The sequence below is a fragment of the Flavobacterium sp. 2755 genome (assembly GCF_031455715.1).
Classification (GTDB): Bacteria; Bacteroidota; Bacteroidia; order Flavobacteriales; family Flavobacteriaceae; genus Flavobacterium.
Genome location: NZ_JAVDTG010000006.1, coordinates 310,404 through 332,934 on the forward strand (window position 1 = coordinate 310,404; position 22,531 = coordinate 332,934).

At 32.5% G+C, this 22,531-nt stretch carries 14 protein-coding genes; 12 read left to right on the forward strand and 2 right to left on the reverse strand.

Features of this window, described 5'->3' with window-relative positions:
• The first annotated feature begins 204 nt into the window (after positions 1-204).
• From J2Y38_RS16215 to J2Y38_RS16270, 12 genes are all read left to right on the forward strand, one after another.
• Entirely contained in the window at positions 205-3,600 is a 3,396-nt protein-coding gene (locus J2Y38_RS16215) for a VIT domain-containing protein (protein WP_309844483.1), read from the forward strand.
• Positions 3,601-3,738: 138 nt separating this feature from the next.
• On the forward strand, positions 3,739-4,716 hold the full coding sequence (gene rsgA, locus J2Y38_RS16220; protein WP_309844486.1) for a ribosome small subunit-dependent GTPase A: 978 nt from the start codon (positions 3,739-3,741) through the stop codon (positions 4,714-4,716).
• Between the two features lie 105 nt (positions 4,717-4,821).
• Positions 4,822-5,274, forward strand: a complete 453-nt coding sequence (gene dtd, locus J2Y38_RS16225; RefSeq protein WP_309844488.1) for a D-aminoacyl-tRNA deacylase — start codon at positions 4,822-4,824, stop codon at positions 5,272-5,274.
• Positions 5,275-5,338: 64 nt separating this feature from the next.
• On the forward strand, positions 5,339-7,246 hold the full coding sequence (locus tag J2Y38_RS16230; RefSeq protein ID WP_309844490.1) for a DUF3857 domain-containing protein: 1,908 nt from the start codon (positions 5,339-5,341) through the stop codon (positions 7,244-7,246).
• A 5-nt stretch (positions 7,247-7,251) separates the two neighbouring features.
• Positions 7,252-9,267: a DUF3857 domain-containing protein gene (locus J2Y38_RS16235; protein WP_309844491.1), complete on the forward strand. Its 2,016-nt coding sequence runs from the start codon at positions 7,252-7,254 to the stop codon at positions 9,265-9,267.
• A gap of 1 nt (position 9,268) precedes the next feature.
• Positions 9,269-11,233 (forward strand): DUF3857 domain-containing protein, encoded by a 1,965-nt coding sequence (locus J2Y38_RS16240; RefSeq protein WP_309844493.1) that lies wholly within the window; start codon positions 9,269-9,271, stop codon positions 11,231-11,233.
• Position 11,234: 1 nt separating this feature from the next.
• Positions 11,235-13,226, forward strand: a complete 1,992-nt coding sequence (locus J2Y38_RS16245) for a DUF3857 domain-containing protein (RefSeq protein ID WP_309844494.1) — start codon at positions 11,235-11,237, stop codon at positions 13,224-13,226.
• Positions 13,227-13,228: 2 nt separating this feature from the next.
• Positions 13,229-13,555 carry a nucleotide pyrophosphohydrolase gene (locus J2Y38_RS16250; RefSeq protein WP_012022600.1) on the forward strand — a complete coding sequence of 109 codons (327 nt, stop codon included), beginning with the start codon at positions 13,229-13,231 and terminating at the stop codon, positions 13,553-13,555.
• Positions 13,556-13,689: 134 nt separating this feature from the next.
• Entirely contained in the window at positions 13,690-14,919 is a 1,230-nt protein-coding gene (gene aroA / locus J2Y38_RS16255; RefSeq protein ID WP_309844506.1) for a 3-phosphoshikimate 1-carboxyvinyltransferase, read from the forward strand.
• A 311-nt stretch (positions 14,920-15,230) separates the two neighbouring features.
• Positions 15,231-16,280 (forward strand): tRNA preQ1(34) S-adenosylmethionine ribosyltransferase-isomerase QueA, encoded by a 1,050-nt coding sequence (queA, locus tag J2Y38_RS16260; RefSeq protein WP_053472529.1) that lies wholly within the window; start codon positions 15,231-15,233, stop codon positions 16,278-16,280.
• 235 nt (positions 16,281-16,515) lie between these two features.
• Positions 16,516-17,793, forward strand: coding sequence for a kynureninase (gene kynU / locus J2Y38_RS16265; RefSeq protein ID WP_309844509.1), 1,278 nt, complete (start codon positions 16,516-16,518; stop codon positions 17,791-17,793).
• A gap of 410 nt (positions 17,794-18,203) precedes the next feature.
• The gene (locus J2Y38_RS16270) at positions 18,204-18,638 is read left to right on the forward strand and encodes a YMGG-like glycine zipper-containing protein (RefSeq protein ID WP_309844511.1); all 435 of its coding nucleotides are present in this window, start codon (positions 18,204-18,206) and stop codon (positions 18,636-18,638) included.
• Between the two features lie 55 nt (positions 18,639-18,693).
• Here the strand turns inward: J2Y38_RS16270 and J2Y38_RS16275 are convergent, their stop codons facing one another.
• Both J2Y38_RS16275 and J2Y38_RS16280 read right to left on the reverse strand, forming a co-directional pair.
• Positions 18,694-20,502: a hypothetical protein gene (locus J2Y38_RS16275; RefSeq protein ID WP_309844512.1), complete on the reverse strand. Its 1,809-nt coding sequence runs from the start codon at positions 20,500-20,502 to the stop codon at positions 18,694-18,696.
• 385 nt (positions 20,503-20,887) lie between these two features.
• Positions 20,888-22,444 (reverse strand): hypothetical protein, encoded by a 1,557-nt coding sequence (locus tag J2Y38_RS16280; RefSeq protein WP_309844516.1) that lies wholly within the window; start codon positions 22,442-22,444, stop codon positions 20,888-20,890.
• Between the last annotated feature and the right edge of the window lie 87 nt (positions 22,445-22,531).

Consider the following 22,531-nt stretch of genomic DNA (forward strand, 5'->3'; position numbering starts at 1 on the left):
CATATAAGTTACATAAGTGTTATAAGTTTTATTTAATTTTTGCAAATTCAACCCTTAGATTTTCTTATATCACTTATATCGTAAAATTTTATAATCTCCATTGTCGCAAGGCTTTGGAGATTTTTTTTGAAAATAAGTATTCTCTTCCCAACCTTTTGATGTTTTTTGCTCTCTATATCAATATACAACCTTAACTTTCACGTTATGAAATCTAAAACCAATGTTTTTATGCCAGCAATGTTTCAAGTTAACTTCAAATTGTTATTTTGTTTTGTACTGTTTTTAGGAACAAAAACTTTCGCACAAAGCCCTGAACTAAATGTTAAAGGTGATGATGCTGAAAAAGTGAGAATGAACAAACTTTTAGTCAATGTAAAAGTTGTTGGGAATATCGCTTACACCACTGCCGAAATGCATTTTTTCAATTCGGGAACTCGACAGATGGAAGCAGAACTTATTTTTCCGCTGCCGGAAAATGTTTCGGTTTCAAGATATGCCATTGATATCAATGGAAAAATGAGAGAAGCCGTTCCTGTAAATAAAAATAAAGGAAAACAGGTTTTTGAAGCTATTGAACATCGTCGTGTTGATCCGGGATTGTTAGAGAAAGTAGATGGAAATAATTTCAGAACCAGAATTTATCCTTTAATGCCAAACGGAGAACGAACTGTAATAATTGGTTACGAAGAAGAACTTGCGGCTTTTGATAAAGATAATCTGGCCTATCAATTGGTAAGTCGTTTTCCGAAGAAATTAGATCAGTTTGAAATTAATGTTTCGGTTTTAGGAACTTCAACAGCACCAACCGTTACTGAGAATTCAGGAAACGAAATTGTCTTTTCAAAATGGAATCAAGCTTTTCAGGCTTCTGTTAAAAAAGAAAATTACCAGCCTGCAGAAAAAATTGTGCTTAAAATTCCAATACAACAAAGTATTCCAAGTGTTTTGATGCAGGACGTTGGCGGACAGCATTACTTTTACGGAAATACTTTTATCGAAGGCAATAAAACAGTTAAAAAATCACCAGCTTCAATTGGATTAATTTGGGATAATTCTTTAAGCTGTCAGAACAGGGATGTAAAGAAAGAATTGAATTTACTGGATGCGTATTTTCAGAAAATAAAAAACACAAAAGTTACGCTGTACTTTTTGAATTATACGTTTGATAAACAACAAGAATATATTGTTTCTAACGGAAATTGGGATGCTTTAAAAGCCGTTTTAGAAAAAACAAAATACGATGGAGGAACCCGTTTTTCGCAGCTCAACTTTACGGGTCAGGATGAATATTTGTTTTTTACAGATGGATTGTCTTCTTTGAGTGAAAATCTTCTGCCAAAAACTAAAAAATCAATTTATACGATTACCTCTTCAGTGTCTGCTGATTTTGCTTTTCTGAATTATTCAGCAATGCAGACGGGCGGCAATTTCATCAATTTAAATCAAAGTAATACTGAAATTGCTCTGGATAAATTGACAAATACAAATTTGAAATTTTTAGGAATAAAAGAGAATTTAACAGTAACTGATTTGTTCCCAATAGAAGGAACTTCAGTTTCAGGAAATTTTAGTTTTTCTGGGATTTCTTTAAATCCAAAAAATGAGATTACGTTATTATTCGGATATAATAATGAAGCTGTTTTAGAAAGAAAAATTACGCTTGATGGTGCGATTCAAAACACTAATGATGTAAATATTGAAAAACTTTGGGCACAGAAAAAAATAGCAAATCTTGATTTTGAATATGCTAAAAATGCTGACGAAATTGAACTTTTGGGAAAAAAATACGGCATCATTACTAAAAATACTTCGTTGATTGTTTTAGAAAATATCCGCGATTATATTTCGTACGATATTATTCCACCGGCAGAATTACGTGCAGAATTTGACAGAATTAAAAAACAGGAACATGATACTACTTTAGCGCAGGAAAAAAGTAATTGGGACAATATAGAAAGTTATTTTAACGGATTAGATATTTGGTGGAAAAAAAATATTAAGTATAAAGGACAAAAAATAGCGTCGAAGTATAAGCACAAAGGACAAGTTCCACCGCCACCGCCGCCACCGCCAGGGGCAAGAAGTAGAGATGAGGATATAACAATTGGATATGAAACTATAAAAGGAGATCCGGATGCTGTTTTAACAATAGACGAACCTGTTGGAGCAGCTCCAGCTGCAATGGTTATTGAGGAAGACAATAGGGTGTATAATGCCGCTCCTGCATCATCTACACCTCAAGCTGATCAGGTTAAATTTGTTGCGCCTGTGGTTGCAAAAGCAGAAGAAGTTATTGATGACATCCCAAGAATTGTTGAATTAAAAGATAAAAAGGTTGGAAGCGAAGTGATACAAAGAGAGGTAAATGCTGCTAAATCACAAAAAACAATTGTTGTAGGATATGGGACTCAAAAAAAATCAGATGTTGTTGGTGCTATTTCAGAAGGCATCTCAAAAAATAAAGATATTCCACAAGATTCAAATCTAGATCTGGGATATTTAGATGGAGATTCAAAAAAACCTTTAATTATAGTTGATGGTCAGTTTTATGAGGGTGAATTCACCGATTTAAAGTCAGATGATATCGATACCGTAGATGTTTTGAAAGATGCTTCGAGAATTGCTGCTTATGGCAGCAAAGGGGCAAATGGAGTTATTATAATAACAACGAAAAAGCAGTCTACAAATAGTGGAGTTGTCCAAACAAAAAGTTGGAATCCAGATCGATTGTATTTAAAAGCTTTAGCAAAAGCTACAAAAGAAAAACAATACGATTTGTATTTAGAATTAAGAAAAGCACAGGAAAGAAATCCGAGTTTTTATTTTGATGTGGCGCATTTCTTTTACAATCAGGGAGATGTCAAAAAAGCATTATTGATTATCAGTAATATTGCCGATTTAGGTTTAGAAAATCATCAGCTTTATAAAACTCTCACTTATACTTTACGTCAGTGGAAAGATTATAATGATGCAGTTTTTACCGCAAAACAAGTTGCAAAATGGAGAGAACATGAACCACAGAGTCTTAGAGATTATGCTTTAACACTAGAAGATGCAGGAAAATATCAGGAAGCTTTTGATCAATTAATTAAAGCGATGGAAGTAAATTATTACGGAGAAATGAGCGGTCAATACGAAGGTGTTGAAGATATTATTTTAATGGATATTAATCGATTGATGGCAGAGCATTCAGGTTTGAAAACAGGAAAACTTGATAAAAAATATACAGCAAAAAAGCCAGTTGATATTCGAATTATAATGAACTGGAACCAAATGGATGTCGATTTAGATCTTCATGTTATTGAACCAACAAATGAAGAATGTTACTACAGCCATACTTCAACACAAATTGGTGGAAGATTTTCTAAAGATTTTACAGAAGGTTATGGCCCGGAACAATATATAATTCGAAATGCTGTAAAAGGTAAATATCAAATTAAAACCAATTATTTTGGAGAAACAGAATTAACAGAAAATGGCCCGGCTACAATTATGGTTGAAATTTATACAACTAAAGCTGGAAAAATATCCAGAACTTTAAAAACAATTCAATTAGGAAAAGTGAAAGAAAATGAAGTTTTAGCTGAAATAGTCTGGTAAGATTCATAAATTCAAATTAGAGATTTCAAATTTAAAAGGCGAAGTTGCGTTGTTCAATTCTAAAAACGTAATTTTGCCTTTTAAAATTTTTAGTTTTAAGAGCAATCTAAAATCTAAAATCAGAAATCTAAAATTTGAATGACAGGAATCGTATATAAATCTACAGGAAGCTGGTACACCGTAAAATCTGAAAAAGGGGATTTTATCGAGTGCCGTATGAAAGGGAAATTCAGAATGAAAGGTATTAAGAGTACCAATCCAATTGCTGTAGGCGATATTGTCGATTATGAATTAGAAGAAACTTCGGATGCCTTAACGGGAACGATTCATAAAATTCACGAAAGAAAAAATTACATTGTTCGTAAATCGGTTAACTTATCAAAACAGATACATATTATTGCATCGAATATTGATCAGGTTTTTTTACTGATTACTATTGATAATCCACCAACTACAACAAGTTTTATTGATCGTTTTTTGGTTACTGCGGAAGCATACGGAATAGAAGCAGTTTTAATTTTCAACAAAATCGATACGCTCAATGAACAGACTTTAGACGATCAGCTTTACTTACAGCATATTTATACCGAAATTGGATATAAATGCCTCCGAATTTCATCAACAGAAAATAAAGGAGTTGACCAACTTAAAGAGATGATGATTGGTAAAGTGAGTATGTTTTCTGGACATTCTGGAGTTGGAAAATCGACTTTGGTAAACGCGATGGAACCAAGTCTTCATTTAAAAACAACTGTAATTTCAGAGCAAAGCAAACAAGGACAACATACAACAACTTTTGCCGAAATGTATGATTTGTCTTTTGATGCGCGAATCATCGATACACCAGGAATAAAAGGTTTCGGAATCGTCGATATGGAACCATCAGAAATCAGCGGTTATTTTCCTGAATTCTTTAAACTGAAAGATCAATGCAAGTTTAATAATTGTCTCCATAAAGAAGAACCGCATTGCGCCATAAAAGCAGCTTTAGAAAAAGATGAAATTGCGTGGTCACGTTACAATAGTTACCTAAAAATATTAGAAGGTGATGAAGAACATTATCGTACTGATATTTATGGTGATGATCGAGCTGCGAGTGATGAAACACGTAAATAATTATTAATTGTGAATGGTTAATTGTAAATTATCATTGACTGCAATTTTAATTTTATCACCTCTAAAGAAAAAATCAATAATTAATAATTCACAATTAATCATTAAATGAAAATTGTTCTTCAAAGAGTATCCGAAGCATCTGTAATTGTTAACGGTCAAAAAACAGCCGATATTAAAAAAGGATTATTAGTTTTAGTTGGAATTGAAGATGCCGACACTCAGGAAGACATTGACTGGCTTGCTGGAAAAATCATAAAAATGAGAATTTTTGGTGACGAAAATGATGTTATGAACTGTTCGGTTCAGGATATCGATGGCGAAATTATTGTTGTGAGCCAATTTACACTTCACGCTTCTACAAAAAAAGGAAACCGACCATCTTACATAAAAGCTTCCAAACCGGAATTTGCAATTCCTATGTATGAGAACTTTGTAAAAGCTTTAGAAAAAGAATTTGATAAAAAGATACAAACCGGAATTTTTGGTGCCGATATGAAAGTCAGTTTATTAAATGATGGCCCTGTAACGATCCTAATCGATAGCAAAAACAGAGAGTAAAAATAAACTCAACAAATGTTAAGAATTTCTAAAAATAATATATATTTGACGAAATTACTGACTAATGAAATCTACCTGTTTTAGGCTTTTTTTTATCTTATTTTCCCTTATTTCTTCTGCTCAGAAGACTAATTATTCTACAGTTACTATTGCAGATAGTCTTAAACAAAATGCTAATGCTGTTGTTCGATTAGATCAAATGGATATTGTTATTGCTTCACAAAGAAGTATGAATATCAAAAGTCAAAGAGTGGTTTCTGTTTTAAATGAAAAAGGTTTAAATGACATTGACGCTTATGCACATTATGATAAAACTACTTCAATAAAAAATATAGAAGCTATAGTTTATGATGTATTAGGAAATGAAATAAAAAAAATCAGGAAAAAAGAGTTTAGAGATCAAAGTGCAGTTAGCGGCAGTACGCTGTTTTCAGATAATCGCGTACTTTATTTAGATTATACTCCAATCTCATATCCTTTTACAATTGTCTACAACTGTGAAACAGAAACTTCAAATACAGCTTTTATACCGCAATGGTATTTCCTGAGTGCTTATAATCTAAGCGTAGAGAAATGTGTTTTGAATGTTACTTTTCCTAAAGAATTGGGATTTAAAAAGAAAGAGTTCCGATTTGATGGTTTCAATATTAAAAAAACGTCTGATACAGATACTAATTTGAGCTACACAGCAACCAATATTGTGGCTCAGAAACAAGAAGATTTGAGTCCGTCTTATGGAGAGCTTTTTCCAAAAGTTATGATGGGATTAGAAAATTTTCACCTAGAAGGAGTTGACGGAAAAGCTACTACATGGGAAGCATTTGGAAAATGGTACGGAGAAAAAATCTTAAATGGAACTACTGTTTTACCAGATGAAACTAAAGTAAAAATAAAAGCACTTGTAGGAGACGAAAAAGATCCTGTCAAGAAAGCTAAAATTATTTACGATTATGTTCAAAAAAAATCCAGATATGTGAATATTGCAGTTGGCATTGGAGGATGGAAGCCTATGTTTGCCAGCGATGTAGATCGTTTAGGATATGGAGATTGTAAAGCATTATCAAATTATACAAAAGCACTTCTGGAGGTTGTAGATGTGCCGTCTTACAACACTATTTTATATGGAGATCGTTATAAGTTAGATATTCAGTCAGATTTTGTTTCGATGCAGGGCAATCATATGATTCTCGCCGTTCCAAACGGGAATAATTATATCTGGTTAGAATGTACAAGTCAGGATGATCCTTTTGGATATCAGGGCATTTTTACAGATGATCGTGATGTTTTAGTAGTAAAACCTGAAGGAGGAGAAATTGTTCGTACTAAAATTTACGATGATAAAGGAAATACTCAGGAAGGAAAAGGAACTTATACAATTGATGAAAACGGAAACTTTTCAGGTGTTTTAAAAATTGCATCACAAGGAAGCCAATATGCTTCAAAGTCAAGAGTTGAAACGATGCAGCCCAATGAAAAAGAAGAACATTACAAAGATTATTGGGATAATATTAATAATTTGAAATTGGGCAAAATAACTTTTACAAACGATAAAGAAAATGTTCGTTTTATTGAAGATGCTCAGATTAATGCTTCAAATTACGGAACAATTACGGGTACAAAAATGATGTTCGTGGTTGATGCTTTTAATCAATATACAGGAAGTATAAAACGAATCAGAAACCGTAAAAATCCATTTCAAATTCAGCGTGGATATTTAGATACAGACGAAATCGAGATCAATCTTCCTGCTGGTTTTTCAATAGAATTTCTGCCTTCAAACTTTGAATTAAAAGGGAAATTTGGAGAATACAAAACTGAAATTATCAAAAAAGACAACAATAAACTGATTTACAAACGCTCTATGTTTGTAAATAAAGGAAAATATTCAAACAAAGAATATGATGAATACCGTCTTTTTATAGAGCAGGTATCAAGAAATGACAATGCCAAAATCATCTTAAACAAAAACTAACCAAAATGAAAATTAACCAATTACCAATTATCTTTTTTTTCTTCTTTTTTTCAATTTTTACTATTAATGCTCAGGAATTTAAACTAGGAAAAGTTTCAGTTGCTGAATTGGAAGAGAAAAAACATCCTAAGGATACAGCAGCAGTGGCAGCTATTTTGTTCAAACATGGGGTTTCCCGTTTGGATTATAATTCGAATGATGGTTTTGTCCTAATAACAGAAGTTGAAACGCGAATAAAAATATATAAAAAAGAAGGGTATAGTTATGCTAATCAAGCTATAGGTTATTCTATTTCCGGAAATTCAAAAGAGAATGTTCAAATATCTGATGCGAATACTTTTAATTTAGTAGCTGGAAAAGTAGAAAAAACAAAATTAAAAAGCGACGGAATATTTGATGAGTCAGTTAGTAAATTTTACGGAAGAAAAAAAATCACATTACCTAATGTAAAAGAAGGTTCTGTTATTGAGTATAAATATACAGTGAGAGCTCCCTATATCAGCTGGATGCGTGACTGGAGATTTCAGTATGATATTCCTGTAAATGACTCAGAGTTCTCAACTTATATTCCTGAATATTATGTGTTTAATGTGATGCATAAAGGATATGTTTTTCCTGAAAAAACAATGCTGACAAGAACCAACTCTGTATTGTTGACAAGCAATGAAAGAAGCGTAAATAACTCAAGTCAAAGTAAATTTTCGACAGAAAAGGTAGAATATTCTGAAACAAGAACAACTTACACAGCTAAAAATTTGCCAGCTATAAAAGAGGAAGCTTTCGTTAACAATATTGATAATTATACTTCAATTTTAGCTTTTGAGCTAGCCTCAGAAAAATGGCCAAACAGACCGCAGCAATTATATTCTGCGGATTGGAATTCTGTTGTAAAAACAATTTATGATTATGACGATTTTGGTCCGGAATTAAATAAAACAGGTTATTTTGAAGATGATTTGAAAAAATTACTGGCAGATTTAAATACACCTGAAGAAAAGATATGGGGTATTTTTAATCATGTGAAAGCTAGTGTAAAATGGAATGATTATCAAGGCTATAGTTGCGATAATGGAGTTAAAAAAGCATATAAAGAAAAAACAGGAAATGTTGCCGATATAAATCTTATGCTTACTGCAATGCTTCGCTATGCAGGCTTAACGGCAAATCCGGTTTTAGTAAGTACACGTTCTAATGGGATTCCGTTATTTCCTAACAGAACTGCATTTAATTATGTTATCGCTGCAGTAGAAACTCCAAATGGTAATGTTTTACTTGATGCAACCGACAAGTTTTCGACGCCAAATACCTTACCATTAAGGGCTTTAAACTGGAATGGGCGTTTAATTAGAAAAGACGGGACATCAGAAGAAGTCGATTTAATGCCGAAAAAAGTTTCAGGTGATAATGTATTTATGAATTATGCTATAGATTCTGAAGGAAAAGTTACAGGAAAAACCAGAAGACAATATACAGACTATAATGCGATGGTTACCAGAGAGAACATTAGTAGTTTAAAAGAAGAAGAATATCTTGAAAAACTGGAAAACAGAAATAATAAAATCGAAATTAGCGAATACGTAAAAACAAATGAAAAAGATGTTTTACAACCTATAACAGAGACCTATTCTTTTACAGGAACAAATTTATGTGAACAAATTGGCGGGAAAATTTATGTAAGCCCAATGTTGTTTTTCACAGAAAATAAAAACCCATTCACACAGGAAGTGAGAGAATACCCTGTAGATTTTAGTTACCCATTTGCTGACAAATATAATATCACAATTCAAATCCCGGAAGGTTTTACAATTGAAACATTGCCTGCTCCGGCAGCTATATCTATGGAAGATAATTTGGGGGCTTTTAAATTTAATATTGCTGCTAATGGTAATTTTTTACAATTATCAGTTACACATCAAATTAATGAAGCAATTGTATCTGCAGAAAAATATGAAATGCTAAAGGAATATTACAAAGCAATGGTAGCGAAAGAGACTGAAAAAATAGTTTTAAAAAGAATCTAATATGAAATTTTCAAGTTCAGTATTTATTTTGTTTTTTCTTTTTATTGTAAAGGTACAATCCCAAAATTACGAGTTAGGAAAAGTAACTATTGCTGAACTTGAAGAAAAAATACACCCAAAAGATAGCAGCGCATCCGCTGCTATTTTATTTAAAAAGGGAAGGACTTTTTTTACTCACAGTCCGTCAGCAGGTTTTGTTTCGAATAATGTCTACGAAATAAAAATCAAAATTTATAAAAAAGGCGGTTTAAGCTGGGCAAATCAAAAAGTTCCGTATTATGTGGGCTATGATGGTTTGAATGATGATACCGTTAAATTTTTAGATGCGGTAACATACAATCTTGAAAATGGTGTAATCGTAAAGACGCCATTGAAAAGCGAAGGTAGTTTTAAGGCAAAAAAAAATAAATATTGGAACGAAGCATCGATTACTTTTCCTAATGTAAAAGAAGGCTCAATAATAGAGTTTAAATACATTTTAAAAACAGAAATGTTAATTAGGCTTCCGGATTTTGATTTTCAGTTTAATATACCCGTTAATTATGCCGAATATAAAACCGAAATCCCGGAGTTTTATATTTACAAAACATTGTTAATAGGATTTAATAAAATAGAAAATGAATCTCATCTCACAGAAAATAAAGAAATATATGGGACTACTTTTAAAGTAGCCAATAATACTTATAAAGCCCATAATATTCCGGCACTCTTTGAAGAAAATTATATTGACAATATAAATAATTATCTCAGCTCCATACATAACGAATTGCAAGGAAAAAAACTTCAGAATGTACCCTTTGTAGAATCTGCTGATCCCTGGCAGGATGTGGTGAATATCATTTACAAAAGTGAAAGCTTTGGAAAAGAATTAAAAGAAAAAGAATTTCTGGCCGAAGATGTCGAACGATTAGTTGCAAACGTTGAATCTCAAAAAGAAAAATTAGATATTATTTTTAAGTTTCTCCAAAATAAAATGAACTGGAATGGAGAAAAAGGTTACCACACAGATAAAGGTGTGATAAAAGCATATAAAGACAAGATTGGGAATGTTGCCGAAATCAATTTCATATTGATAAACATGCTAAAAGTAGCAGGGATAGAAGCAAATCCGGTTTTGGTAAGCACGGTTGAAAACGGTATACCTGTTTATCCCACAAAAACTGGTTTTAACTATGTTATTGCTGCTGCTGAAATTGACGGAAAGCAAATTCTTTTAGATGCATCTCACAAGCTCACTTCACCAGATATATTACCGCTAAATTTATTAAACTGGAAAGGAAGGCTAATCAAAAAAGACGGCACCTCGCAGGAAATTGATTTAATACCAGTCAACTTATCTAAGGAATACACAAACATTCTGGTAAAAATGGACGATTTAGGGAAAATGAATGGTAAAGCCAGAATTCAGAGAACTAATTATGAAGCATATGTTTTTAGGGTTGAAAATGACAATAAAAATGAGGAAACTTATCTTGAAAAGTTAGAAGAAGAATTAGGAAATCTGCAGATATCAGATTATAAAATAGAAAATAAAAAAACAAATCTTGCAGAACCCGTTTTGGAGAGTTTTTCTTTTACAGCAGAAAATCAATCGGAGATTATCAATGATAAGATATTTTTAAATCCTTTATTATTTTTAACCAAAACTAAAAATCCATTTAATCAGGAAAAGAGAGTATTACCCATTTATTTTGGATATCCTTCAGAGGAAAAAATTATTATAAACCTGGAAATTCCTGCAGGTTATAAAATAGAATCAATGCCTAAACCTATTCAGATTTCATCAGAAAATAAAGAGATAGTTTTTGTTTTAGATATTGTGAATGTCGATGACAGAATACAAATTAGCTGCTCAAAAGTTATTAAGAATAGCGTTTTTGAAGCAGATCAATATGAAGGATTGAAAAATCTTTATCAGAAAATGTTAGCCAATCAAAACGAAAAAATAGTATTAAAAAGAATATAATATGAAGCTGCCAAAATTTTTAATTGCTATAATTTTCTTTGTTTTTATCGCAAAAGCCAATTCTCAAAACTATCAATTGGGAAAAGTAACTATTGCCGAACTTCAGGAAAAAGTGCATCCAATAGACAGCAGCGCCTCTGCAGCTATATTGTTTAAAAAAGGCAGAACCTATTTTAGTTATAATAAAGATGCCGGGTTTACGGCCAACCATATCTGTGAAGTCAAAATTAAAATTTACAAAAAAGAAGGCCTAAAATGGGCTGATCAAAAAGTTAGATTTTATATAGGTTATGAAAACTTAAACGAAGACCGACTAGAATTTTCTGATGCAATTACCTATAATCTCGAAAATGGCGCCGTAGTAAAAACCAAGCTGGAGAATCAAGGCGCATTTAAGAAAAAAATCAATAATTACTGGAAAGAAAAAGCCATTACACTGCCCAATGTAAAAGTGGGTTCAATTATCGAATATAAATACATTTTGAAGTCTGAGAATATTGTAAAATTCCCTGACTTTGATATGCAATACGATATTCCGGTTAATTACTTCTATTATAAAACTGAAATACCGGAATTCTACATCTATAAACCAATTTTAATAGGAGACATTCCGCTGGAAAATGATTCTAAGTTTTCTACAGGAAGCCAAACATTCGAAAATGAACACAATCAAACCAATTCATTTTCATATAGACAAATTGAAGCCTATTATTCAGGAAAAAATGTACCGGCTTTGTATGAGGAACCGTATGTAAATAACATTGAAAATTACAAAGGAACAATCAAACACGAGCTGGAAAGAGTAAGAATGCCGGAACAACCCGTAAAAGATTATACGATGACTTGGGAAGGTGTGGCAAAAACAATTTTTAAAGATGACAGCTTTGGAAAAGAACTTAATGAAATGAGTTTTTTAGTCGAAGATGTAAAAAGATTAATTGGAAATGTAGAATCTCAAAACGAAAGACTGAATTTGGTTTTTACCTACGTTCAAAACAAAATGAACTGGAATGAAAACTACGGTTATTATACAGATAAAGGAATTAAAAAAGCATATACTGACCAAACAGGAAATGTAGCCGAAATTAATTTCATTTTGATTAATATGCTAAGATTGGCAGGAATAGAGGCAGCCCCAGTTTTAGTAAGTACAATCGAAAACGGACAGCCTGTTTATCCTACCAGAACCGGATTTAATTATGTAATTGCCGCGGCAGAAATTGATGGAAAACAATTTCTACTTGACGCAACACACAAATATACTTCTCCAAATATTTTGCCTTTAAATGTTTTGAATTGGAAAGGAAGACTTATAAAAAATGACGGAACTTCATTAGAGATCGAATTAGAACCTTCAAATCCTTCCAAAGAAAGTTTTAATTTGATGGCAAAAATTGCTCAGGATGGAAAGATGAGCGGACAGGTCAGAATTCTTCGAACAGATTATGATGCCTATCATTTTAGGGTAGAAAATGGTGCTAAAACCCAGGATAATTACCTTGAAAAATTTGAAGCAGAATTAGGAAATTTGGCTATTTCAAATTATAAAATTGAGAATCAAAAATCAAATATTAAAGATCCAATTCTGGAAACCTTTTCTTTTACATCAGGCAGTCAGTCGGATATAATAGGAGGGAAAATTTTCGTAAGTCCGTTATTGTTTTTTACAAGAACCAAAAATCCATTTAATCAGGAACAAAGAGTTATGCCGGTTTATTTTGGATATAAAAATCAACAAAAATATAATGTTAATATCGAAATTCCAGAAGGTTTTCAAGTAGAATCTCTGCCACAGCCTATTAGAATTGCGACAGAAGATAAAAATATAATCTATTTGCTAAATTTTTCTGCCGAAGGAAATAAAATTCAAATAACCTGCTCAAAAGAAATTAACAGCAGTATTTTTGCAGCAGAGCAATATACAGGTCTGAAAAATATTTTTCAAAAAGTTGTTGCCAGTCAAAATGAAAAAATTGTCCTTAAAAAAATGTAATCATGGATTTGAAAAATGCACAACTAGATGTTGATACCTGGATAAAAGAACACGGAGTTCGTTACTTTAACGAATTAACCAATATGGCACAGCTTACAGAAGAAGTTGGTGAAGTTGCCAGAATTATTGCCCGTCGTTACGGAGAACAATCTGAAAAAGAAAGCGATAAAAATAAAGATTTAGGCGAAGAATTGGCAGATGTTGTATTTGTAGTTTTATGCTTGGCCAACCAAACTGGAATCGATTTACAAGCTGCTTTTGATAAAAAAATGGACTTAAAATCGGTTAGAGATAAAGATCGTCACAAAAACAACGATAAATTGAAATAATTGTGAAATATCACTCATAAGTTTTGAATTATGAGTTTTGAATTTTGAATTATGAATGGGGAGTGGTAAATTGCGGGGCTGAATTATGTTTCTAATCATTCATAATTCATAATTCACAACTTACAATTAAAAAAATGAATTTAAAATTAAGTACGAATTCACAATTCACCATTGATAATTCACAATTAAATATCACAGGTTCTAAAAGCGAAACAAACCGCTTATTATTACTAAAAGCTTTATTCCCGAATATTACTTTAGCAAATACTTCAAACTCAGACGACAGCGAAGTAATGCAGAAAGCATTAATTGGCAATGATACAATTGTAGACATTCACCACGCCGGAACTGCAATGCGTTTTTTAACAGCATATTTTGCGGTAACTGAAGGCAGAGAAGTCGTAATGACAGGTTCAAGCAGAATGCAGGAACGACCAATCAAAATTTTGGTTGAAACATTAGCACAATTAGGAGTCGAGATTAGTTATGAAAAAGAAGTTGGTTATCCGCCAATTCGAATCAAAGGAAAAAAAGTTACCGCTTCAAAAGTTAGTTTAGCAGCAAATGTAAGCAGCCAATATATTTCGGCACTTTTATTAGTCGCTTCAAAACTAGAAAATGGTTTAGAACTGACATTAGAAGGAGAAATTACTTCAGTTCCATATATCAAAATGACTTTGGCTTTGTTAAATGATTTAGATATCAAAACAACTTTTGAAGGAAATATAATTAAAGTTTATCCTAAAGAATCTGTTGAATCAAAAGAAATGGTTGTAGAATCTGACTGGAGTTCAGCTTCGTATTTCTTTAGTCTCGTGGCTTTGGCCGATGCTGCAAAAATCACTTTGAGCAGTTATAAAGAAAACAGTCTTCAGGGAGATTCAGAATTAGTTTCACTTTATGAAAAAATGGGTGTAAAAACCACTTTCCAAAACAACAAAATGACTTTGGAAAAAGTGGCAGGATTTAATTACCAAGATGTAAATTTTGAATTGAATAACACGCCGGATATTGCACAGACAATCGTAGTAACTTGTTTAGGTTTAGGAATTGGATGTCATTTAACAGGTCTTCATACTTTAAAAATTAAAGAAACAGACAGGTTAGAAGCTTTAAGAATTGAGCTTACAAAGCTAGGAGCAAACATTTCAGTAACAAATGACAGCTTAACTTTAAAACCGTCTTCAACTATTAATCACGACATACATATCGCAACATATAACGATCACCGTATGGCAATGGCATTTGCGCCGCTTGCGATAAAAGTGCCAATTATTATCGACGATGCCGAAGTAGTTTCTAAATCCTACCCGGATTTCTGGAACGATTTAAAAGCCTTAAACTTCCAAGTCTCAGAATTATAACAAATAAAAAATAGCCACGAATTCACGAATTTTTAAATTATAAATTCGTGAATTCGTGGCGAAAAAAACATAGCCTCTGGTTTTAATCAGAGGCTTTTTTGTTAAAGGAATCCAAATTAAATTAACTTATATAACTTATATGGTTCAAAAAAGCATTTTTAATGGTTCTCGAAACGGCACTAAATCAAGGACTTTTGAAAATAAACGTCAAAACACTTGACAACGCCTATCTCACAATCGTATATTTGCAGGCGATTTAAAATTTTAGATAAAAAAATCTAAGATTGATATTTTAAAATCTAACTTCAAATATGAAATTATCACACTTCAATTTCAATTTACCGAAAGAACTTTTAGCTGAATTCCCGGCAGAAAATAGAGATGAATCTCGTTTAATGGTAATTGACCGTCAAAAACAAACTATAGAACATAAAATGTTTAAAGATGTTATCAACTATTTTGATGACGGAGACGTTTTAATTCTTAACAATACAAAAGTTTTCCCTGCTCGTTTGTACGGAAACAAAGAAAAAACAGGAGCGAGAATTGAGGTTTTCTTATTAAGAGAATTAAATTCAGAGCAGCGTTTATGGGACGTTTTAGTAGATCCGGCTAGAAAAATCCGTATCGGAAATAAACTTTATTTTGGTGACGACGATTCATTAGTTGCTGAGGTAATTGACAATACAACATCTCGTGGTAGAACATTACGTTTCTTATACGATGGTTCTTATGAAGAATTCAGAAACAAATTGACAGAACTTGGAGAAACTCCAATTCCTAAATACATCAACAGAGAAGTTACTGCTGAAGATGCTGAAAGATACCAAACCATCTACGCAAAAGAAGAAGGAGCTGTAGCGGCACCAACTGCTGGTTTACACTTTTCAAAACACCTTTTGAAAAAATTAGAAATCAAAGGAGTAAATTTTGCTGAGGTAACTTTACACGTAGGTTTAGGAACTTTCAATCCAGTTGAGGTTGAAGATTTATCTAAACACAAAATGGATTCAGAAGAATTGATCATTAATCAACAAGCTTGTGATATCGTAAACGAAGCAAAAGCAAAGAAAAAACGTATTTGTGCAGTAGGAACAACTTCTATGCGTGCAATCGAAAGTTCTGTTTCTTCTGCTAATACTTTAAATCCTTATGAAGGATGGACAAATAAATTTATTTTCCCTCCTCACGATTTTAGTATTGCAAACTGTATGATTACAAATTTCCACACACCAAAATCAACATTATTAATGATGATTTCTGCTTTCTGTGGACATGATTTAATGAAAAAAGCATACGACGAAGCAATCAAAGAAGGATACAAATTCTATTCTTACGGAGATGCAATGTTAATTCTATAACTAGAATTTATCTTATAAAGAAACCCGACAAGTTTTTAAAACCTGTCGGGTTTTTGTTTTTAATAGTTTTGTTTCAAGTTTCAGGTTTCAAGTTCGTTATGTGATTTAACGCAATCCCGATAGCTATCGGGATTGCGTTAAATTTCACAAACCATATCAACGTGAAACCTGAAACCTGAAACAAAAAAAACAATAATCGAAATTTTTGTTATTTTTACGACTCAAAATAAACACAATGACTTTTCAAAATACACGCGAATTTGCACGAGAGCTAGATTCGAAAGACACACTAAATCACTATCAGGAACAATTCATTTTTCCTAAAGTAAATGACAAACGAGTTATATATTTCACCGGAAATTCATTAGGGTTACAACCAAAACGCACCAAAGCCTATATAGATGAAGTAATGAACGACTGGGCTGAATTGGCTGTCGAAGGTCATTTTTATGCTGAGAAACCTTGGTGGGATTACCAAGAAAGATTTGCAGAACCATTGAGTAAAATTGTGGGAGCGCTTCCGTCAGAAGTTACGGTAATGAATACTTTAACTGTAAACCTTCATTTATTGATGGTTTCTTTTTATCAGCCAAAAGGAAAACGTTATAAAATTATCTGCGAAGAAAAAGCATTCCCATCAGATCAATATATGTTTCAAAGCCAGGTTCATTTTCACGGATACAAACCAGAAGATGCGATCGTAGAAATTAAACGTCGTGAAGGAGAACATAATATTCGTCTGGAAGATGTTTTGGCAAAAATCGAAGAAGTTGGCGATGAACTAGCTTTAGTTTTAATTGGTGGAGTAAATTATTATACCGGACAAGTTTTCGATATTAAAGCCATTACGGCTGCCGGACAAAAAACCGGAGCAAAAGTAGGTTGGGATTTAGCACACGCTGCCGGAAATATAAAATTAGAACTTCATGACTGGAATGTAGATTTTGCCGCGTGGTGCAGTTATAAATATATGAACTCAGGGCCAGGAAATGCTTCTGGAGTTTTCGTTCACGAAAGACATCACAACGATCCGGATTTACCACGTTTTGCTGGCTGGTGGGGACATAACAAAGAACGTCGCTTTAAAATGGAACCTAATTTTGATCCCGTTCACGGAGCAGGAGGATGGCAGATTAGTAATCTTCCGGTTTTGTCTTTAGCGCCTTATTTGGCTTCTGTAGAAATGTTTGCTGAGGTTGGAATGGATGCTTTAATTGCAAAACGAGATCACATTACTTCTTATTTAGAATTTATTCTACACGAAATAGATAAAGAAGTTGCAGGTAATTTTGAAATTATTACACCTTCAAACCCAATCGAAAGAGCTTCACAATTATCTGTTTTTCTGCATGGAGAAGGAAGAAGTTTATTCGATTATTTAATGAAAAACGGAGTAATTACAGACTGGCGAGAACCAAATGTAATTCGTTTGGCACCGGTTCCCTTATATTGTTCTTATGAGGATATGTATGACTTTGGACAGATTTTGAAAAAAGGAATTTTAGGGAAGTAAGAACGGTTGCAAATTAATCTCGTAAGTCGCAGAGGCGCAAAGTTTTTTTGCCACTCCCGATAGCTATCGGGATAAAAGAATTAAAAAGATTTTTTTCAATTGCCTCCAGCTTTAGCTGGAGGTATTAAATATAAAATTTGAAAAGGCTTTAGCCAAACGCATAGTTTGGCTAAAGCTTTTTTCTTTTGATCAATTTTTCATCCAGCTAGAGCTGGACGCAATTGAACTTAAAAAATTAAAACTTTGCGCCTCTGCAACTTTGCGAGATTAAACCATTCAGCTTAAAATAAAAATTTTGCGAGAAAACAGCACAAAATCTTCTAATCATATAACGTTTCTCAAAAATCATGTAATAATCAGCACGGGATATATTCCGTATTTTGTAGTGTATAATTTTAAAAACTACAATCATGAAAGGCTTATATATATTATTAGCGGCAATACTTATCACTTCTTGTCAAAATCAAAGTAAAGAAGATATAAACAAAGCCAAACAAGCCAGTATTGATTCAATGAAAGTTGAGATTAACAAGCAGCGTGTTATCGATTCAATGAAGACAGAAATGGCGAAGATAAAAGAAGAGCAGAAAGTTGAATCTCAAAAAGTTGTTGTTGTACATGAGCAAGCTGCAAACGGAAATGCTACAACTACCACAACTACCAAAAAGAAAGGATGGAGTGCAACTGCTAAAGGTGCTGTAATTGGTGCCGGAGTTGGTGCTGCAACCGGAGCAATTGTGAGTAAGAAAAAAGGTGAAGGCGCTATCATTGGTGGTTTGGCCGGAGCTGCTTTAGGAACTGGAACTGGTGCTGTTATTGACAGCAAAAACAAGAAGAAAGAATAGATTTTAACTATATATTAAAAACGCCGATTTAGAATTTCTAAATCGGCGTTTTGTTTTATACTAATTCTGGTTTCGGAATCTGGATCGCATTTAATTCTGATTTATAAAAATCGAATTGATTTTTGATTTTTTCTTCCTCGGTTTTAAAATAAAAAGTGGATAAAAACAGATTCTGATAATATTCAATTCCTTCTAAAATATTTGTTTTAAATGAATTCCATTTTTTTAACTGCATTGCGGTTACTTCTCCTGAAATGTTTTCAATTTCATTTCTAAAATAATCAACATACATTTTTAATTCCTTCACAAATAAATTTGGACGTTCTGTTCTCAAAACCGATTTTCCGTGATAGATGTGCTGTATCATTTCTTTTAAAGAAACTTCATGATCAAAATAAGCTAAATTCGGCCCCGGACAAATCACAACGCCTTGTGCCTGACCTTTTACTTTTATGTCATTTTCAAGATATGAAGCATTTGCTAGGCCAACACATAGACAAGATTTTTCGGTTATTTTGATTTTGCTTTTTTCAAATGCATCGGCAGATAAAGTATCTTTTATATTTTTTAACTCTTCCAGTTTAATATCCTGATATTTTTTAGAAGCCGTACAAATTCCATGCGAATCATATTCTTTGCTTAAAGCTAAAAACTTCTTCGGACAAGAACTTCCGGCTTTATTTTCGTGAATTCTTTTTTGTTTTAAAAATTCATTTGTTGTTCCTTTTAAAGTATTAAAAGGAACTCCCAAAGGTGAAATATTGCTTAAATAAAAATCATCTTCTTTGGCATTCATCAATAAATTTCTTGTTTCTTGATCTACAGAAGTTGCTTCTGGAACTAATAAAAACGGAGATCCCCAGCCAACAGAATCCACTTGATATTCATCTAATAAAAATTCATGTTCTTCTGCTGTTCCAACTCCGCCCTGAACTGTAATTTTCAATTCTAAAGGTTTTTCCGGAAAAGCCTGATTTTTTAGCTGTAAAGCTTTAATCATTAAATCGTGGGTCGATTGTACCAGTTGTTCTTTTTTCTGCTTGAATTCTTCTAAAATCGTACCTAATAAGAGTCCGTCGGTGGCAAAGGCGTGTCCACCACAGTTTAATCCCGATTCAATTCGGTATTCAGAAACCCAAAGCCCTTTTTTGGCCAAGAAATTTCCCTGAATCATAGCTGATCTAAAATCACTAACTTTTAGAATGATTTTCTTTTTAAGTTCGTTATTTTCATTTGGGAAAAAATCTTTGAAATTTTCGAAATAACCAAACAATCTCGGATTCATTCCGGCAGAAAGTACAACAGACGATTCTAAATTACTGTTTGCAAAACCTCTTAAAGCGGCGTGAGCGTCATTAAATTCAATCGGAAGTTGTTCGTTTTTAATGAAATTATCTTTGTCCAGTTTCGTCATAATGCTAACGTCGATTTCTCCCGGAAAAAGATTCGTTTCGATATAATTCTGAATATTTTCTTTAAAAGCAATTCCATCATCCAGTAAATTTTGAAATCCTTTTTTTATATCAGAAGTATTAGGCAACATCGACATAAAATTTTCAAGAGAAGTTTTGCTTTCTGCTAATTCCGTTTTAAAATTCTCGAATTTTTCTTTTACGATTTTATCAACTAAATTTAAGTAAGAAGTAATTCTTTCTGCACGGTAATCATGAAATTTCTGAGTGATTTCTTCGTATGGAATATTGAATTTAGTGCTGTAAAAGTTACGCATCTTCTCAATCAAATCATCATCAGCGAGAGCAATAACAGATGAAATTCCATATTGCGCCACGCGAATTGGGCTGTCAATTGTATATGCAAGACCCATCACCGGAATATGAAAAGTGTGTAAAGGTATTTTTGCCATTTGTTTTCAGATTAAAATAAAGGCAAATATTGAAAAAAGGATTTTTTTAAAAGCTGATAATTGTCAGGTTTGTGGGTTGGTTGCCACGAATTACCCAAATTTTCACAAATTTTTATTAGAAGAATTTTAAAAATTAATTCGTGAACATTTCCACAATCTTGTCATTCCGAGGAACGAGGAATCGCATTAGGGAACCGACAAAGATTGGCGATATGCTGTACGGAGTTTCTTGTGCGATTCCTCGTTCCTCGGAATGACAAAACTATTCGGAATACTATGATTCATAAAAAAAACATAGCCCACGGTTTCAACCGTGGGAAACGTATTGTAGAAATGCCTTGTGTTCCTGCGGTTGAAACCGCAGGCTATATTAACGTAGATGCTTTTATATCAAAATCTTCTTCAAAGACTCTGCAATACTTCTCCATAAAAAGTTATAGAATGATTTTTCCTGAATTCTTTCAATTTCGACATCGGCGGTTTTGGCTTTGTCTTTTGAATCATTTTTGACGAGTAGATTAGCAATTGCCGATTTTAGTTTGGCTTCTTTTTCAGGATTTTTCTTTTTGTACAATTTCACTTTTAAATCGTCATAATCTAACGAAGCATTTCCTTTTGAAATATTGTCATTTCCGTAGAAATTAAAACGGTATTTATTAAAAACTCCAGTGAAAGAAGCATTCATATACGGCTTACTGAATTGCCCAATCGCCCTGACATCAAAATTTGAAATCACGCCCTGAATGTGGAAACTGTCATTTTTATCCAAAACATTAAAACTCCAATCAACATCGAGAGGCGAAGTTTTCATAAAAATACATTTCACTTTGATTTTGACATCGTTTGTTTTTTTCAAACCAAAACCACTTCTCAGATTGGTTGCCTGCAAATTGAATTTGTCGAAATTTAAAACTCCGGGACCTTTGGAGAAATCAATTTCTTCTTCGTAAACCAATTTTGATTGTAAAACCTGCAAAGTATCAATTTGAAGCGGGAATTTTATATTTCGTAATAAATGATTGTACAGGTATTTTTTGCTCAAATCATCTTTCGGCATTTTTCCGCGATAAATGTTCGCGTCAAAATGATTGATTACAAGTGAATTTGCTTTAAAGAAAAAACGATCATTTTTAAATCCCCAATCCATTTTTGAAACTTGAGCCGAGTCGAATTTAAGTGTATAAATATCTTTTTCTTTATCTAAACGTTTCGTGAATTCTCTTCGGCTAAATTGCGGAAGATTAGAGAAATTATTGATTTTTAGAAAGTTCTTTTCGGTACTTATTTTTCCGATGTTGATATGATAAAAAGCACTCGGGCGATAAAATAAACTATCAATTACTAAGGCATAACTTTTATACTGCAGCGGAATTTTTTCTTTTAAAGTAGCATCGGTCAATAAAATTCCTTCTAATTTCAGAATGATTTTTTTAATGCTGAAAATTGGTTTTTGAGTATCTAAAGAAACAACATCGACCGTTCCGTCATTTAAGTAAATATTCGAAACGGCAACAATTTTACGGAAAGGTTCAAAGATTTCGCTTTTAATACTTTTGCTGTTATTCAACAATTTTTCGCCTTTTTTATATAAAATCACTCTGGGTTTATTGATGATAATACTTTCGGCCTGAATAATATCACGAAAAGCCAAATCCCAAATGTTAAAATGTTTGATTGTAATGGATTCAATTTTAGAGAAAAGTCCATTTTTGCTGTCTTTCGGCTGATTCTTCGGACTTACTAATAATGTCTCTGCATAGATATTTCGGGAAAAAAGAGAAACTTCAATTTTTTCATAATTGATATTATAAACGGTTTTGTTTTTCTCGTGAATAATAATCGGAAGCTGTTTTTTAATCCAGTAATTCAGGCCAATATTTGCCAAAATCACAAGTAAGAAAAGGGAAATTACACCGATTGCTATTTTTTTATATATTGACATTTATAAGATTGATTTTAAATACATAAATTTAGGCTTTAAAAAAGGATGATTATTACATTATTCTTCATTTTGGTTACATCATTTTAC

Excerpts from the sequence above, each read along its gene's own strand:
- J2Y38_RS16215 (WP_309844483.1), top strand. The coding sequence starts at position 205 with ATGAAATCTAAAACCAATGTTTTTATGCCAGCAATGTTTCAAGTTAAC.
- rsgA (WP_309844486.1), top strand. The coding sequence starts at position 3,739 with ATGACAGGAATCGTATATAAATCTACAGGAAGCTGGTACACCGTAAAA.
- dtd (WP_309844488.1), top strand. The coding sequence starts at position 4,822 with ATGAAAATTGTTCTTCAAAGAGTATCCGAAGCATCTGTAATTGTTAAC.
- J2Y38_RS16230 (WP_309844490.1), top strand. The coding sequence starts at position 5,339 with ATGAAATCTACCTGTTTTAGGCTTTTTTTTATCTTATTTTCCCTTATT.
- J2Y38_RS16235 (WP_309844491.1), top strand. The coding sequence starts at position 7,252 with ATGAAAATTAACCAATTACCAATTATCTTTTTTTTCTTCTTTTTTTCA.
- J2Y38_RS16240 (WP_309844493.1), top strand. The coding sequence starts at position 9,269 with ATGAAATTTTCAAGTTCAGTATTTATTTTGTTTTTTCTTTTTATTGTA.
- J2Y38_RS16245 (WP_309844494.1), top strand. The coding sequence starts at position 11,235 with ATGAAGCTGCCAAAATTTTTAATTGCTATAATTTTCTTTGTTTTTATC.
- J2Y38_RS16250 (WP_012022600.1), top strand. The coding sequence starts at position 13,229 with ATGGATTTGAAAAATGCACAACTAGATGTTGATACCTGGATAAAAGAA.
- aroA (WP_309844506.1), top strand. The coding sequence starts at position 13,690 with ATGAATTTAAAATTAAGTACGAATTCACAATTCACCATTGATAATTCA.
- queA (WP_053472529.1), top strand. The coding sequence starts at position 15,231 with ATGAAATTATCACACTTCAATTTCAATTTACCGAAAGAACTTTTAGCT.
- kynU (WP_309844509.1), top strand. The coding sequence starts at position 16,516 with ATGACTTTTCAAAATACACGCGAATTTGCACGAGAGCTAGATTCGAAA.
- J2Y38_RS16270 (WP_309844511.1), top strand. The coding sequence starts at position 18,204 with ATGAAAGGCTTATATATATTATTAGCGGCAATACTTATCACTTCTTGT.
- J2Y38_RS16275 (WP_309844512.1), bottom strand. The coding sequence starts at position 20,502 with ATGGCAAAAATACCTTTACACACTTTTCATATTCCGGTGATGGGTCTT.
- J2Y38_RS16280 (WP_309844516.1), bottom strand. The coding sequence starts at position 22,444 with ATGTCAATATATAAAAAAATAGCAATCGGTGTAATTTCCCTTTTCTTA.